This window comes from Leucobacter fengyongliangi, from assembly GCF_050971685.1.
Classification (GTDB): Bacteria; Actinomycetota; Actinomycetes; order Actinomycetales; family Microbacteriaceae; genus Leucobacter.
Genome location: NZ_JBPCEU010000009.1, coordinates 88159 through 103629, shown reverse-complemented (window position 1 = coordinate 103629; position 15471 = coordinate 88159). Strand labels below are relative to the sequence as shown.

The 15471-nt window shown below is 63.7% G+C and carries 10 protein-coding genes; 3 read left to right on the top strand and 7 right to left on the bottom strand.

The window, feature by feature from the left end; all coding sequences use genetic code 11:
- Positions 1 to 11 precede the first annotated feature (11 nt).
- From ACR0R4_RS08410 to ACR0R4_RS08400, 3 genes are all read right to left on the bottom strand, one after another.
- Complete coding sequence (locus ACR0R4_RS08410; RefSeq protein ID WP_433646904.1) at positions 12 to 1442, bottom strand: hypothetical protein; 1431 nt, start codon at positions 1440 to 1442, stop codon at positions 12 to 14.
- 183 nt (positions 1443 to 1625) lie between these two features.
- Positions 1626 to 3047, bottom strand: coding sequence for an argininosuccinate synthase (gene argG / locus ACR0R4_RS08405; protein WP_433646903.1), 1422 nt, complete (start codon positions 3045 to 3047; stop codon positions 1626 to 1628).
- Positions 3048 to 3077: 30 nt separating this feature from the next.
- Entirely contained in the window at positions 3078 to 3914 is an 837-nt protein-coding gene (locus ACR0R4_RS08400) for an aldo/keto reductase (RefSeq protein ID WP_433646902.1), read from the bottom strand.
- Between the two features lie 114 nt (positions 3915 to 4028).
- Between ACR0R4_RS08400 and hrpA the strand changes: the two genes are divergently transcribed.
- From hrpA to ACR0R4_RS08385, 3 genes are all read left to right on the top strand, one after another.
- Positions 4029 to 7997, top strand: coding sequence for an ATP-dependent RNA helicase HrpA (hrpA, locus tag ACR0R4_RS08395; RefSeq protein ID WP_433646901.1), 3969 nt, complete (start codon positions 4029 to 4031; stop codon positions 7995 to 7997).
- Between the two features lie 9 nt (positions 7998 to 8006).
- Positions 8007 to 9215, top strand: coding sequence for an MFS transporter (locus ACR0R4_RS08390; RefSeq protein WP_433646900.1), 1209 nt, complete (start codon positions 8007 to 8009; stop codon positions 9213 to 9215).
- Positions 9216 to 9380: 165 nt separating this feature from the next.
- On the top strand, positions 9381 to 10733 hold the full coding sequence (locus tag ACR0R4_RS08385; RefSeq protein ID WP_433646899.1) for an NAD-dependent succinate-semialdehyde dehydrogenase: 1353 nt from the start codon (positions 9381 to 9383) through the stop codon (positions 10731 to 10733).
- A 64-nt stretch (positions 10734 to 10797) separates the two neighbouring features.
- Here the strand turns inward: ACR0R4_RS08385 and ACR0R4_RS08380 are convergent, their stop codons facing one another.
- From ACR0R4_RS08380 to ftsE, 4 genes are all read right to left on the bottom strand, one after another.
- Positions 10798 to 12693, bottom strand: a complete 1896-nt coding sequence (locus tag ACR0R4_RS08380) for an FAD-binding monooxygenase (RefSeq protein WP_433646898.1) — start codon at positions 12691 to 12693, stop codon at positions 10798 to 10800.
- A gap of 128 nt (positions 12694 to 12821) precedes the next feature.
- Entirely contained in the window at positions 12822 to 13298 is a 477-nt protein-coding gene (gene smpB / locus ACR0R4_RS08375) for an SsrA-binding protein SmpB (RefSeq protein WP_433646897.1), read from the bottom strand.
- Positions 13299 to 13379: 81 nt separating this feature from the next.
- Positions 13380 to 14294, bottom strand: a complete 915-nt coding sequence (gene ftsX, locus ACR0R4_RS08370; protein WP_433646895.1) for a permease-like cell division protein FtsX — start codon at positions 14292 to 14294, stop codon at positions 13380 to 13382.
- Positions 14291 to 15415, bottom strand: coding sequence for a cell division ATP-binding protein FtsE (gene ftsE / locus ACR0R4_RS08365; RefSeq protein ID WP_433646893.1), 1125 nt, complete (start codon positions 15413 to 15415; stop codon positions 14291 to 14293). The genes ftsX and ftsE overlap by 4 nt, the downstream gene beginning before the upstream one ends.
- Between the last annotated feature and the right edge of the window lie 56 nt (positions 15416 to 15471).

Sequence of the window (15471 nt, the reverse complement as noted above, 5' to 3'; positions counted from 1 at the left end):
AGTTTCGCACCTTAGCTTCTCTGGTTTCCGAGCCGACGACCTGCTCCCAGCGCCACTCCGCCCAGGAGAAGCAACAGCGTTGCCGCGAGCATGCCCTGCAACCCTGTCTCCTCTCCGGCACCGGTCACCTCGAGCATCGGCGCTGCTGCCATCATCGCGGGCACCCGAATCTGGGGTGCGGGGGCAGGTAGCACCGCGGCCGGCGTCTCGGGCTCGGGATCGGTCGGGAAGATCACACTTCCGCCTACGTTGCCGAACGCGAAAATGAAGGTGTTTGGTGATCCGTCGTAGGGTTCGAGATTCGGCTTGCCGAAGGAGTATGCCTCGGCACCAACCGCACGTAGCGCCTCGATTGCCAAGGCCTCATTCGCAGCCGCCCCATAGAAGGTGATGAAGGTCAACACCTGTCCCGGGCTCAGCGCGCCAAAGGTGAAGTCGAACAGCGCACCGTGATCGTCGGGCCCGGCGTTGGTGAAGTTCCCGGTGAAGCCAATGTCACTCGGACCGTCAAGCGGGTTTGATGAAGCGAACCCATCGTTGCTGGTGAAGGTGATCGCGACCGCGGTGCCCGTGTCGAGCGTCACGAGCTCGTCAAACTCGGTGGGCTCGATGTCCCAGTCCATGACCCGTCGGTACTGCACCACCGCGATCGTCTCGCCGGTCACGTTCTGGATGGACACGTTGACCTGGTAGAGGTTCGGCGTGAGAGGCGAAGGCACGTACTCGTGCGTGACGCGGAAGACCGGGGCACCCGATTCGTCGTTCACGAGCACGACCGACTTCGCGGTCGAATCCGTCCACTCGAAGCTCTCGAGCGTCAGGTTCTCCCCGCCTTCTCCGAGCTCTGCAATGTTCGCACCACCCCAGGTTCCGGTCGCGGGATCGGCGACACCCCATCCCTCGCACAAGCACCCGGGCGACGTCGCCTCGTTGCCGGTGGGTATGAAGTGCAGCCCCACATCACCCGGGCCAGCCTCCGAGCCGGTGCCGTCATCGGCGTTCAGCTCACCCGTGGGGTTGACCGCGAGGAGGATGGTGCCATTGTCGATGCAGACCGCCGGGTAGCACGGGTCTCCCGGTTCGGGGACCGTCGGTGTCTCCGCGAACAAGGTCACCGTTGGTTCTGTAACCTCGCTCTTCAACACGGCTTCGACATCCTCGTCGGTGGTGACCACCTCCAGTGGAGCCACGGGTTCTGGTTCGAGGGCAGGCGCGGGCGCTGGTTCAGTAACGGGTGACGGTTCGGGCGCCGGTTCGGGCGCCGGTTCGGTCGCCGGTGCCTCCACCGTCTCCGACGCAACCTCTTCCGCGGGCGGACCATCGTCCGCATACGCAATTGCTGGCGCAAAAACCAGACTGGCGACGCAGAGCAGGGCGCCGGCGACAAGGCCAACCCCCTGCTTCCGCTGACTCGATTTCCGGTGATAGATCAACGTAGACATGGTTAGGGTCCCAACTCACAAAGTGTCGTTCCCCTATTGCTCGCATCCTAACAAGAGCAATCCCATATCACAATCACTTGCGCATCAGCACCAAGAACCCTCCGACCTCCCTGAATCCGGGCCTACCAAACACCGCATACCCAGCGTGCGGCATGCGGTGTGGGGGTGTGCGCGCGGCTTGCCTCAGTCGGTGCCGGAGTCGAACGCGGCCGACAGGCCCAGCTCGTCGGCTTCCTCGTCGATACCCGACACCGCATCGGCGATTTTCTCGGCGCCGCCTCGCTCAAGCTCACCCACGAGCTCCGCGGTCGGGCCACCCACGAGGCCCAGCTGCGCGTACTGCTCCAGGCGAGCGCGGGAATCGGCAATGTCGAGGTTGCGCATCGTGAGCTGGCCGATACGATCCTCGGGGCCGAACGCAGCACCGATGGTGCGCTCCATCGAGAGCTTCTCGGGGTGGTAGCTGAGGTTTGGTCCGGTGGTGTTCAGGATCGTGTAGTCGTCGCCGCGGCGCAGTCGCAACGTGACCTCGCCAGAGATCGCGGATCCTACCCAGCGCTGAATCGACTCGCGCAGCATGAGCGACTGCGGATCAAGCCAGCGCCCCTCGTACATCAGTCGTCCGAGTCGGCGGCCCTCGTTGTGGTACGAAGCGACCGTATCTTCGTTGTGAATCGCGTTCAGCAACCGCTCGTAGGCGATGTGCAGCAGCGCCATGCCGGGCGCCTCGTAGATGCCACGCGACTTTGCCTCAATGATCCTGTTTTCGATCTGGTCGCTGACGCCGAGCCCGTGACGGCCGCCGATGGAATTGGCTTCGAGCACGAGAGCGACGGGATCCGCAAATTCAACCCCGTTGATCGCGACCGGGCGACCGGCCTCAAACGTGACCGCTACCTCTTCCGTGGCGACCTCAACATCGTCGCGCCACGCGGCGACGCCCATGATCGGCTCGATAATGTCGAGTCCGGTGTCGAGAAACTCGAGTTTCTTCGCCTCGTGAGTCGCGCCCCAAATATTCGCGTCGGTCGAGTAGGCCTTCTCCGTCGCGTCGCGGTACGGGAAACCGCGCTCAACGAGCCATTCGCTCATTTCGTGGCGCCCGCCCAACTCCTCGACGAAGCTCGAGTCGAGCCAGGGCTTGTAGATACGCAGCCCCGGGTTGGCCATGAGACCGTACCGATAGAACCGCTCGATGTCATTGCCCTTGTAGGTGGAACCGTCACCCCAAATGTCGACGCCGTCGTCTTTCATCGCGCGCACCAGCAGGGTGCCCGTGACTGCGCGTCCGAGTGGCGTGGTGTTGAAGTAGGTCTTGCCACCCGAGCGCACGTTGAACGCACCGCACTGCAGGGCCACCAGGCCCTCCTCTACGAGCGGAAGCTTCGCGTCAACGAGGCGCGCGATCTCGGCACCGTATTCGGTCGCGCGCCCGGCGACCCCATCGATATCGGGCTCGTCGTACTGACCAATATCGGCGGTATAGGTGCAGGGAATCGCACCCTTCTCGCGCATCCACGCGACCGCGCAACTGGTGTCGAGACCGCCGGAAAAGGCGATGCCGACACGCTCGCCTACGGGCAGGGAAGAAAGAACCTTAGACATGCCCTCTAGTCTAGAGGCCCGACACCCTGCCTACAGTACGTCGAAGGTGCGAGGATCCGGGCCGAAGTTCTGGCCCGCCTCGAGCGAGCCAATCGCCGCCATCTGCGCCTCGGTGAGGGTGAAATCAAACACGTCGGCGTTCTCGAGCATCCGCTTCTTGCGGGTGGTCTTCGGAAAGACAATGGTTCCTTGTTGCACGTGCCAGCGCAGCACCACCTGAGCCGGGGACTTCGAGTGCGCAACGCCAGCGTTCGTGATCGCCGGGCGTCTCAGGAGATCGCTCTTCCCCTGGGCGAGTGGACCCCAGGCCTCGACGGCGATGCCGTTGGCCCGACAGTATGCGCGCAGCTCACGCCGCTGATGGAACGGGTGCAGTTCGATCTGGTTCACGGCGGGCACAACTCCAGTCTCCTCGTGCAGCTCGCGCAGGTGCTCAACCTCGAAGTTCGAGACGCCGATCGACTCGGTCAGCCCCGCGCCGACCAGTTGCACCATTCCGCGCCAGGCTTCCAACGCGGTACCCAGCATGGGCATCGGCCAGTGGATCAGGTACAGATCGAGTCGATCAAGCCCGAGTCGATCGAGGCTCTTCTCGAACGCGCTGCGCGGATCCTCATGATCGGTATTCCAGAGCTTCGTGGTAATGAACAACTCGTCGCGCGGAATGCCGCTTTGAGCAATCGCGCGACCCACCCCAGCTTCGTTCTGGTAAATGAACGCCGTGTCGATGTGGCGGTACCCGACCTCAAGCGCCTCACTGACGATGCGCTCGGTCTCACCGGGTTCGACCATGAAGACTCCGAGCCCTAATTGGGGAATCTGATTGCCATCATTCAACGCGATCGACGGGATCGGTAGAGCAGTCATGCGGCACTCCTTGTGAACGGGCTATCAAACAGACTACGAAATTACGGGTGGACCCAGCTTATCCACGACGACCCCAGGTCAAGCACCCCACCCCGCGACCGCGATAATGGAGTAATGAAAATCGAGTTTCCGCCAGAGCTGCCCGTCAGCCAAATGCGGAGCGAGATAGAGGCCGCCATCTCGGAGCATCAGGTGGTGATCGTCGCGGGCGAGACCGGTTCGGGTAAGACGACGCAGCTCCCGAAAATCGCCCTTGCGCTCGGCCGCGAGCGCATCGCCCACACCCAGCCCCGCCGCATCGCCGCCCGCACCATTGCGGAACGCATCGCTGAGGAACTCGGTTCGGAGCTCGGCGATCTCGTGGGCTACCAGGTGCGCTTCACCGACAAGGTCAGCGCGAATACGCGGATCCGCCTCATGACCGACGGCATCTTGCTGAACGCGATCCACCGCGACCGCGATCTGTTGGCGTACGACACGATCATCATCGACGAGGCGCACGAACGCAGCCTCAACATCGATTTCCTGATCGGGTACCTGCAGACCCTCCTCCCCCGCCGCCCTGACCTCAAGGTCATCATCACCTCGGCGACGATCGACCCGGCATCGTTCGCTGCCCACTTCGCCGACCCTCGCACCGGTGAACCCGCGCCGATCATCGAGGTGTCGGGTCGCACGTATCCGGTCGAGATTCGCTATCGCCCACTCATTGAGGAGATCGAGGTACCGGATCCAAAGGGCGGCCCCCCGAAGGTGCGCAAGGTCGAGCGTGACATGTTTGATGCGATCGGCGAGGCGGTCGACGAGCTCGCGAAGGAGCAGCCGGGCGACGTGCTCGTCTTCCTCTCAGGCGAGGCCGAGATCCGCGATGCCGCCGACGTACTGAACGGCCGACTGCGCGCGAACGGCCGTGTCGCGCGCACGGAGATCCTCCCGCTGTACGGACGGCTCAGTGCCGCCGAGCAACACCGCGTGTTTGAACGTCGCAGCGGTGCCAGCGCCGGGGCCCGGCGGATCGTGCTCGCGACCAACGTCGCCGAGACGAGCCTCACCGTTCCGGGCATTCGATATGTCATCGATGCCGGCACCGCACGCATCTCGCGCTACAGCTCGCGCAGCAAGGTGCAGCGCCTCCCCATCGAGGCGATCGCGCAGGCGAGCGCGAACCAGCGGTCGGGGCGCTCGGGTCGCACGAGCCCCGGCATCGCGATCCGCCTGTACAGCGAAGACGACTACGCGACTCGGCCCGCATTTACCGAACCCGAGATTCTCCGCACCGGCCTCGCGAGCGTCATCTTGCAGATGCTTGCCCTTGATCTCGGCGAGATCGGCGACTACCCGTTCCTTACCCCGCCCGACAGCCGCGGCGTGAGCGACGGGCTGGGCCTGCTGCTTGAGCTGGGAGCGGTGTCGAAGCACGGCAAGACGCATCGCATCACCCAGGTCGGGCGCGAACTGTCGCGCCTTCCCATCGAGCCGAGATTTGCCCGAATGGTCATCGAAGCCCGCCGGCACGATGTCCTTCCCCAGGTGCTTGCGATCGTCGCGGGCCTCACCATTCAAGACGTGCGCGAACGCCCGCAGGCAGAGCGGGGCAAGGCCGACGAACTGCACGCACGATTCGCCGATCCACTGGGCGATCTGATGTCATTGCTGAACCTTTGGAACTATCTGCAAGAACAGCAGCGAGCGCTTTCATCAAGCGCGTTTCGGCGCCTCTGCAAGGCCGAGTTTCTGAACTTTCTGCGCGTGCGCGAGTGGATGGATCTCGTGCGCCAGCTCGAGCGCATCGCACGGCCAGGGCGATCCACGGATCGCGGGCAGGCGTCCCGGAAGCTGGAGAAACCTCAGAACACACCCCAAGAGCTACCCACAGCGGCGGGTGGATCGGCAGAGGCGATCCACCGCTCGGTGCTCGCGGGGCTACTCTCGCACCTCGGCGTGCGCGACGACCGGCAAGATCGGCGCGCCTCGCAAGGCCGCCGGAAGCCCCCGCAGGAATACCTGGGCTCGCGCGGTACCCGCTTCGCGCTGTACCCAGGCTCGAGCCTCGCGAAGCGCCCACCCGAAGTCGTGATGAGCGTCGAACTCGTTGAAACCAGCAGACTCTTCGCGCGGGGCAACGCCGCAGTCGACCCCGCCTGGGCTGAAGAACTCGCGGGTCCGCTCGCCAAACGGCAACTCGGTGAGCCGCACTGGGAGCGCAAGCAGGGCGCCGCGGTTGCCTACGAACGTGTCACCCTCTACGGGGTGCCCATTGTGGATCGCCGCCGCGTGTTGCTCTCGCGCTTCGACGCGGTGCACGCTCGAGAACTCTTCATCCGGCACGCGCTCGTCGAGGGCGATTGGGATTCGCCACAGGCCTTCGACCGGGCAAACCGGCAGCTGCGCCGCGAGCTCGAGCAGCTCGAGGAACGCACCCGCCAGCGCGGGCTCGTGGGTGACGACGACCGCGTGTTCGAGTTCTACGACGCGCGCGTGCCCGCCGAGGTCACCAGCGTGCGGGATTTCGAGGGGTGGTGGGGCAAGGCACAGCGCGAGACACCCAAGCTGCTCTCGATGCGCCGCGAGGACCTGCTCGAGGAGGAGGCCCCGGAGGTCGACGAGCGTGAGTTCCCACGCGAGTGGCGGCACGGCGACCAGACGCTCAGGTTGCGCTACCGGTTTGAACCGGGTTCCGACGACGACGGGGTCACCGTGACGGTTCCCCTGCCGCTCCTGCCACGCATCGACGGCCGGGAGTTCGAGAAGCTCGTGCCCGGGCTGCGCGAAGAACTCGTCACCGCCCTGATCAAGACGCTGCCCAAGGCGATCCGCAAACACGTGGTGCCCGCCGGCGACTGGGCGCGAACGCTGCTGCAGGCAGTGGGCCCGCAGCTCGACCGCCGCGACGCTCAGACATCCGGCACCACCCACGCGGGCACCGGGCCGTCAGACACCGCAGATACGCTCACCGCGCTGCTCGCGGCCGAGATCCGCCGCCGCACGAGCGTGCAGGTGACCGCGGCTGATTTCGACGTCGCCCGGCTCCCCGCACACCTCACCCCCACCTTTCGTGTCGTCGACGCGCGTGGCCGCAGCGTCGGCACCGGAAAGAACCTGACCGAGCTGCAGGCCGCTCACAAGGAGCAGTCGACCCGCGGTGTCGCCCGCGTGGCCGCAGCCGCGCAGGCGCGCAGCGACCTCGAGCACAAGGGTGCCACCGCCTGGATATTTGGCGACCTCCCGCAGCACGTCGATACCGCGTTCTCCGGCGGGCGCGGGGGCGGCGGGGTTGTGCGCGCCTACCCGGCGATTGTGGATCGCCGCACCAGCGTCGACCTCATGCTGGTGGCAGATGCGGGTGAGCAGGCCAGGCTCTCGATACGCGGCATACGCCGGCTTGTGGCGCTCAGTTCCCCGTCGCCCGCGAGCTACATTCGCGAACACCTGTCAAACTCCGAGAAGCTGCTTCTCGCGGCCGGGCCCTACCGCTCTCTCGATCAGGCGATCGCCGATGTATCGCTCGCGGTCGCCGACAAGCTCATCAGGAAGCATGCCCCGAACGGCATGGTGTGGCGGGCCGCCGAATTCGAGGCGATCGCGAATGACTACGCGGCCGCGCTCATCGACGAGATCTATGGCACGATCGCGCTCACCGCGCGCGTGCTCGAGGGAGCGCGCCAGGCGCGGAAGGCCATCGAGTCAGCCAAGTCGTTGCAGGTGCTCAGCCAGGTGTCCGACGCAGCGACGCAACTCGATCTACTCGTGTGGGCCGCGGCTGGTGGCGACGGCTTCGTCTCCCGCACGGGCACCGCGCGACTCGAGCGTCTGCCCGTGTACCTCGAGGCGATCCGCCATCGCATGAATCAGCTCACCGCGCAGCCCGGCCGCGACCGCGCCTGGCAAAACGAGGTGGATCGCGCGCTGGAACTCTTCGCCGAGGCCGGGGGCGTGATTCCACTGCCAGCCGATGCGCCATCGCATCTGGTGCGGGCCCGGTGGCTCATCGAGGAGCTGCGAGTCAGCCTCTTCGCACAGCACCTGCGCACCGCGGAGCCGGCTTCTCTCGCGCGCATACAGAAATCACTGACAGAGCACTAGAATCACCCGGTGGGCATCTATCGCGAACTCAGTCGCAGCCCGGGGGTCTTCCGCATCCTTGCAGCGCAGCTCCTCGCGCGCTTCCCGTTCGGGATGCTGTCGATCACCGTGCTGCTGCACATCCAACTGACCTATGGCAATTACACCTCGGCCGGGCTCATTCTCGCCGCCCAGAGCATCGGCCAGGCAATCTCGGGTCCCCTCGCGAGCAGGCTCATGGGCCGCTTAGGTATGCGACCGGTGTTGACCGCCACCACCATCGTATGCACCGCACTGCTCGTCACGATAGCCCTCACTCATTTCCCGATCGCACTTCTCACCGCCATCGCGTTTGTCGTTGGGCTCACAACGCCGCCGATCACGCCGGCCGTGCGCACCCTATACCCCACCATGGTTCCGGGAAACCGGCTCACCGGGCTCTTCTCTCTCGACGCTTCCGCGCAGGAGATCATCTGGATCATCGGTCCGGTGGTTGCCGTCGTCATCTCGGGCCAGATCAGTACCGTCTGGGGCCTGCTCATCGCGGCGGGCTTCATGTTTGTCGGTGGGTTCTGGTTCATTCTGAGCCCAGAGGTGGGGCGGATCACGGTCCCGCCCTCACGTCGCCGCCTGGGGGCGGTGCTCACCCGGCCCACCGTCGTGGTCTCGACCGTGCTGACCTTCTTCTTCGTCGCGTCTTTCGCCGCAGTCGAGGCGGGCATCGTCGCCGCCTTCGGACACGGTGGGATCGAAGCGGGCATCATCCTTGCGATCTTCTCGGCCGGATCCGTTGTGGGCGGGCTGATCCTCGGGCACCGAGACGTGCGCCCGTGGTCGATGTTCTGGCGGGTCATGATCGTGCTCGTTGGCACCTTGCTGTGCCTGGTGAGCCTGAACCCAATCTGGCTGTCAATCGTGCTGTTCTTTGGTGGCGCGGGAATCGCCCCGTTCTTCGCCGCGTCACTTGCGATCGTGAGCTCAACTGTGAAGTTCTCAGAGACAGCAGAAGCGTACGGCTGGGTCGGCACCGGAATGCTTGTAGGGGTCGCACTTGGCTCCGCTGCTGCGGGCGTCGCCATCGATCAAGTTGGCGCGAATGGTGGGATCATCGTGTCGGCGGCCTTGCTGATCGCCACCGCAATTACGGCGGTCATCGCGGTGCCCTGGGTGCCCGATCTTCGCGGTAAGGATGCGAGCCCCCTTACCGACACCGAGCCGGTACGGCTTCCCCCGCTGTAGCGAAAAGCACGACGGAATCCGTGGCTGCAGGCCTGATCCACTATCGAAAAGGATTGATTCTGCGAATCGTCAGTGCCGCGCCCACCTGATGTGGAGTTGCCTGGCCTGGTGTGTCAAACTGGCTGCACCCGTCAACGATGAAGTGCACTGAGGAGTGAATGATTCATGGGCAAATACGCCGTCATTAACCCGGCTACTGGCGAAGAACTCGCCACCTACCCCGATGCCACCGCCGCTGAAATTGAGCAGGCCATCGCGTCGGCCCAGCAGGCATACACCGCGTGGTCGCGCACCACCACCGTCGCCGAGCGTGCGGCACTGGCGCAGCGTGCAGCAGACCTGTTCGTGGAGCGCAAAGAAGAACTCGGTGCGATCATCAATCGCGAGATGGGTAAGCCCCTCGCCGACGCGATCGGTGAGGTCGAGTTCTCGGCTGGCATCATCAGCGCGTTCGCCAAGAACGCCGAAGAGTGGCTTGCAGACGAGGTGCTCAACGTTGAAGACGGAATGAAAACCTTCGTCCGCAACCAGGGCATCGGCGTCATTCTCGGCATCATGCCGTGGAACTACCCGTACTATCAGGTCGCGCGTTTCGCTGCCCCGAACATGATTCTCGGCAACACCATCGTATTGAAACACGCGAACCAGTGCCCCGAGTCGGCGCTCGCGATCGAGACAATCTTCCGCGACGCGGGGTTCCCCGAGGGTGCCTATGTCAACATTTTCGCGACGCACGAGCAGATTGCAGACATCATCGCTGATGATCGCATTCAGGGTGTCTCGCTCACCGGCAGCGAACGCGCAGGTGCCATCATCGGCGAGCAGGCTGGCCGCGCGCTCAAGAAGTGTGTGCTCGAGTTGGGTGGCAGTGACGTGTTCCTCGTGCTCGACACCGACAATCTCGACCACGCGGTCGAGCACGCGGTCATGGGCCGCATGGAAAACACGGGCCAGGCTTGCAACGGTTCCAAGCGCATCGTGGTGCTCGACAAGTACTACGACGAGTTCGCCGCGAAGTACAAGGCAGCCATCGGCGGCCTGAGCTACGGCGACGACTTCGGCCCGCTCTCGAGCGACGCTGCGACACAGACCCTCGCCGCGCAGGTGCAGAGTGCGCTCGATCAGGGCGCCACGGTACTTGTCGGCGACAACGAGCCTGAGGGCAACGTGTTCACCCCGACGGTACTCACCGACATCACCCCTTCGATGGACGTGTACAGCGAGGAGCTCTTCGGGCCCGTCGCGCAGCTCTACCGCGTATCCAGCGATGAAGAGGCCATCAAGCTCGCGAATTCCTCGCCGTACGGCCTCGGCTCAGTCATCATCTGCGACGACCTGGAGCGCGCTGAGCGCGTCGGTAACCAACTCGACGTGGGCATGGTCTTCATCGGCGGCGCCGGCCTCGAGGGCGTTGACGTGCCCTTCGGCGGCGTGAAAAAGTCGGGCTTCGGCCGCGAGATGGGCAAGGGCGGTATGCTCGAGTTCGCAAACAAGAAGCTCTTCCGCTTCGCTGAGTAGTTTCAGCTGCTGAACGGGAAAAGGCCCGGGGTTCCCCCCGGGCCTTTTCTTGTGCCTGCTCCGGCTACGCGCGTTGCGTCAAGAAACCAGCGAAGAAGTCTGCCAGCTCCTGCGTGGCGGTCAGCGGCAGGATGTGCGAGACGTAGTGGTCAGGACGCACGACCACGACGGCACCGTCACGGCTGATGCCACGGCTGTCGAAGATGTCTTCACCCGTTCCGTGAGAGGTGTCACCCGAGCCCGCGGCATAGACCTTCTCGTAATCGACGAGTTGGAAAGGGCCCACCTTCGGGAGGAAGAGCTTCGATACCCCACCGAAATCCACCTCTCGGTGACCCTCCTGGAAGATGACCTTCACGTCGAAAATGCTATCGATGTCTGCGCCGAGCGGGGTAAAACGCTGCAGCGGTGACTCGGGGCTTGTCAACATCCAATCAGCCCACGCATCGAGCTGCGTGCGGTCGGCATCGGCGAACGCGTACACCCGGTAGCGGCCGTCGGCGCGGTGGTGATGCCCGATCTGCACGGGCACCGCGTCGCAGACGCGGACGGTCTCGGCCGACCGGAAGCGCTTTCCCAACGGGTATCCAATTGCGAGTTCTTGATTCGCATTGTCTGCGGTCAGGGTTCCCGGCTGGTACTGCGTCATGAAGCCCGCGGGGAACTCGGCGGTGGCGACATAGAAGTCCTCAAGCTCCGAGGGGGAATCAAACTCCTCCGGGCGCTTGGCCATCATCGACGACCACTCACGGTCAAAGTCGATCAGGTTCTTCGCGATCACCTGACGCTCGTCGCTGAAGGTCTCCAGCAGACTCTCTGGGCTCCGCCCCTCAAGCACGTACCCGAGCTTCCAGGCGAGGTTCCAGCCGTCCTGCATCGACACGTTCATGCCCTGGCCAGCTTTTGCACTGTGCGTGTGGCAGGCGTCGCCGAGGAGGAAGACACGTGGCTTGCCGTCGGGCGAGGTCGCCGCGTCGTCAAAGCGATCGGTCAGCCGGTGTGCCACCTCGTAGACGCTGCTCCAGGCGACGTTGCGCACCTCAAGCGTGTAGGGGTGAATGATCGCCTGCGCGCGCTCGACGATCTTTTCGAGCGGCGTCTCCCGCACCTTCCCATTGTCGTTCTCGTCGATCTCGCCGAGGTCGACGTACATGCGGAAGAGGTGGTTTCCCTCGCGCGGGATGTGGAGGATGTTTCCGCCGTCTTCGGACTGGATCGCGCACTTCTTGCGAATGTCAGGGAAGTCGGTCTCGGCGAGCACGTCCATCACGCCCCAGGCGTGGAAGGACTGATCACCCTTCAGGCTGCCGCCAATCGCGTGGCGCACCCCCGACCGAGCACCGTCAGCGCCGACAACGTACTTGGCCCGCACCACCTTCTCCTGCCCCTCCTGGGGACCTGAGGTGTGCTTCAGCGTCACGGTGACTGGGTAGTCGCCCTCCCCGGTAACCTCAAGACCGACAAACTCGTACCCGTAGTCGACCTTGCCGCGCGCGGGCGCCTTTGCAGCGTATTCGGCGAAGTAGTCGATGACACGCGCCTGGTTCACGATGAGGTGGGGGAACTCGCTGATCCCGTTGGGATCATCCGGGGTAATCGCGGTGCGTGTGATGGAGCCCGGGTTTTTCGTGTCGGGCTTCCAGAACGCCATCTCAGTGATCTGATAGGCCTCCTGCACGATCTGCGGGGCGAAATCGAACGCCTGGAACGTCTCGACGCTGCGCGCCTGAATTCCGTCGGCCTGGCCAAGAACGAGGCGGCTCGGTCGACGCTCAATGATGCGCGTCACCACATTCGGGAACTGGGCCAACTGAGCCGCGGCGATGATGCCAGCGGGACCTGAGCCCACGATGAGCACATCGATTTCCTCGGGCAACTCTTCGGGCCGGTTCAGCCCGACTCCCGCGGCAGGCAGGAGCCTCGGGTCTTCCGATACATACCCGTAGTGGTGGAATTGCACGCTGTCTCCTCACTGCACTGTGAGCGGCGTCGAAGGCTGATCGCCGCTAAATGTTCGCTATGTGAACACACATTCTAAATACTGCAATCCTCATTCTAGGCCTCTAATTCCCAAACGCAAAGCGCGAACTATTCACCGAGATGCTTTCGCGAAGAAATCGCACGCTCCGCCTCGCGCCGATCCTGTCGTTCGCGCAGCGTCTGGCGCTTGTCGTATTCCTTCTTGCCCTTCGCGAGTGCAATTTCCACCTTCGCGCGGCCGTTCAAGAAGTACAGCTGCAGCGGCACAATCGTCATGCCACCTTCGCGCGTCTTGCTATACAGCTTGTCAATTTGTTGGCGGTGCAGCAGCAGTTTGCGCTTACGCCTGGGCGCGTGATTCGTCCACGATCCATTCAGGTACTCGGGAATGTAGACGGCATCGAGCCATGCTTCACCGTTCTCGATAAACACATAGCCGTCGAGCAACGATGCGCGCCCCATTCGCAGCGACTTCACTTCGCTGCCGGAGAGCACCATTCCGGCCTCGAGCGTGTCGAGGATGTGGTAATCGTGCCGCGCCTTCTTGTTCGACGCGATCAACTTCTGACCGGTCTCTTTCGGCATCGGATACCCCAGTTTCTTCCCACAGTGGATCGCTACACGGACTCTCAGCTTACCGCCGCGGCCGTGCGAGGACCTGGCGTTCTAGACGCGCAGGTATCGGCTGATCGCGATCTTCGCGGCGATCGCAGACAGCACAACACCGATGCCCACCAAGATCGGTGGAACAATGAGCGATTGCTCTACCGTGACGTAGCTCGTGAAGGGCAGATTGACCACCAAGTAGTCCTGTACGAAGAACTTCACCACGGCCACCGATGCCACTCCCGCGAGCACCGCCCCAATGAGCGCCGAGATGATGCCCTCAAGAATGAACGGAGTTTGGATGAACCGGTTCGACGCACCGACGAGCCGCATGATCCCAATCTCGCGGCGGCGGGAGAAGGCGGACAGCCGGATGGTGGTGGAGATCAACAGCATCGCAGCGACCAGCATGAGACCGGCGATGGCGATTGCGGTGTAGCTGGCCACACCGAGGAAGAGGAAGATGCGATCGAGCAGACTGCGCTGATCGGTCACGCTCTGCACTCCGGGAATGCCGGTGAAGGTCTCTTGGATAATTGCCGACCGTGATGGATCCTCAAGCTTCAGCCAGAACGTCTGGTTGAGTTGCTCGGGGGTCGTGATGTCGACAATCGGGTTACCGGCGAACTGCTCAGTGAACTCGGCGTAGGCCTCATCGTGATCCACAAAGAAATACTCGGAAATGTACGGCTGCAGCGTGGGAGAGTTCAGCGCCTCTTCGATGGCCGTGATCTGCTCCGGTGTCACATCGTCACCCGAACAGGTTGCACTCTGGTCGAAGTCCGTGCACAGGTAAATCGCCACCTGGGCTCGATCATACCAAAACGCCTTCATCTGCTGCACCTGAAGCTGCATCAGGATCGCGGCCCCCACGAAGGTGAGCGACACGAAGGTCACAAGTACGACAGAAATCACCACGGAAAGATTGCGACGGAGACCGCTCCACACCTCGCCGAGAACAAGCCCCACCCTCATCGCACGGGCCCCACATCTGTTTGATCGTCGTCATCTCGGGCATTCAGCCCCAGTCGCTCGGCCAAGCTTCCACGCTCGGCCAGACGCACCGGGTCCATGTCTTCGCCGGGTTCCAAGAACGCCGGGATACGGGAACCGGGGGCCCGAGTCGCGCGGACGGTGCGGTCGAGATCGTCAGGTGTCTCAGGCAGCGCGAGCGCTTCGGCCGGTTGCGCTGGTGCCGTGGATACTGGCTTCACCATCGTGGGCGCGGCCTCTGCCGAGCTGTCAGGAATGGTCGCGGTGGACTGCGCGGACGGAGCTGGCCCGGCATCCAATGCCTCGGCACCGTCTGTCTCGGGGCCGGGCTCAGGGGCAAGAGTCTGACGCACGACATCTTCACTCGCACGCAACACCTGCGCACCAGCGGCCGTGAGATCCGCCAACGGAATGGAGGCCGTTTCGCCGTACCCGCCGCTTTGTTCGTCGCGCACGACAACACCCTGCGACAGCTCGACCACACGCTGCTGCATGATGTCGACAAACGTCGCCTCGTGCGTCGCCATGACGACCGTGGTACCCGAGGCGTTGATTGCACGCAGCAACTGCATGATGCCGAGACTCGTCGCGGGATCGAGGTTGCCGGTCGGTTCGTCGGCGAGCAAGATCGCGGGCTTGTTTACGATAGCCCGGGCAATCGCGACGCGCTGTTGCTCGCCACCCGAAAGCTCGTGCGGGAAGCGCTTGAACTTGCCCTCGAGACCCACCATTTTGAGTGTGTCTGGCACCGCTTCCTGAATGAAGCCGCGCGATTTCCCAATCACCTGCAGAGAGAAGGCCACGTTGTCGTACACCGTCTTGTTCGCAAGCAACCGAAAGTCTTGGAAGACCACGCCCAAGTTGCGTCTGAAGTAGGGCACCTTGCGGCTCGAGATCTTACTCAGGTCGTGACCCAAGACGTGGATGCTGCCGCTAGAGGGTTGCTCCTCGCGCAGGATAAGCCTGAGACAGCTCGACTTGCCGGAACCCGAGGCCCCGACAATAAAGACGAACTCACCGCGATCGACGCGCAGGTTGACGCGGTCAAGCGCCGGGCGCTGAGTGCCCCGGTACTTCTTGCTGACGTTCTCAAAGAGGATCATGACGGATCGACCTTACGCCGAGCTGTGGTCTCCTCCCCCGCGACTCGCGGAGGAGC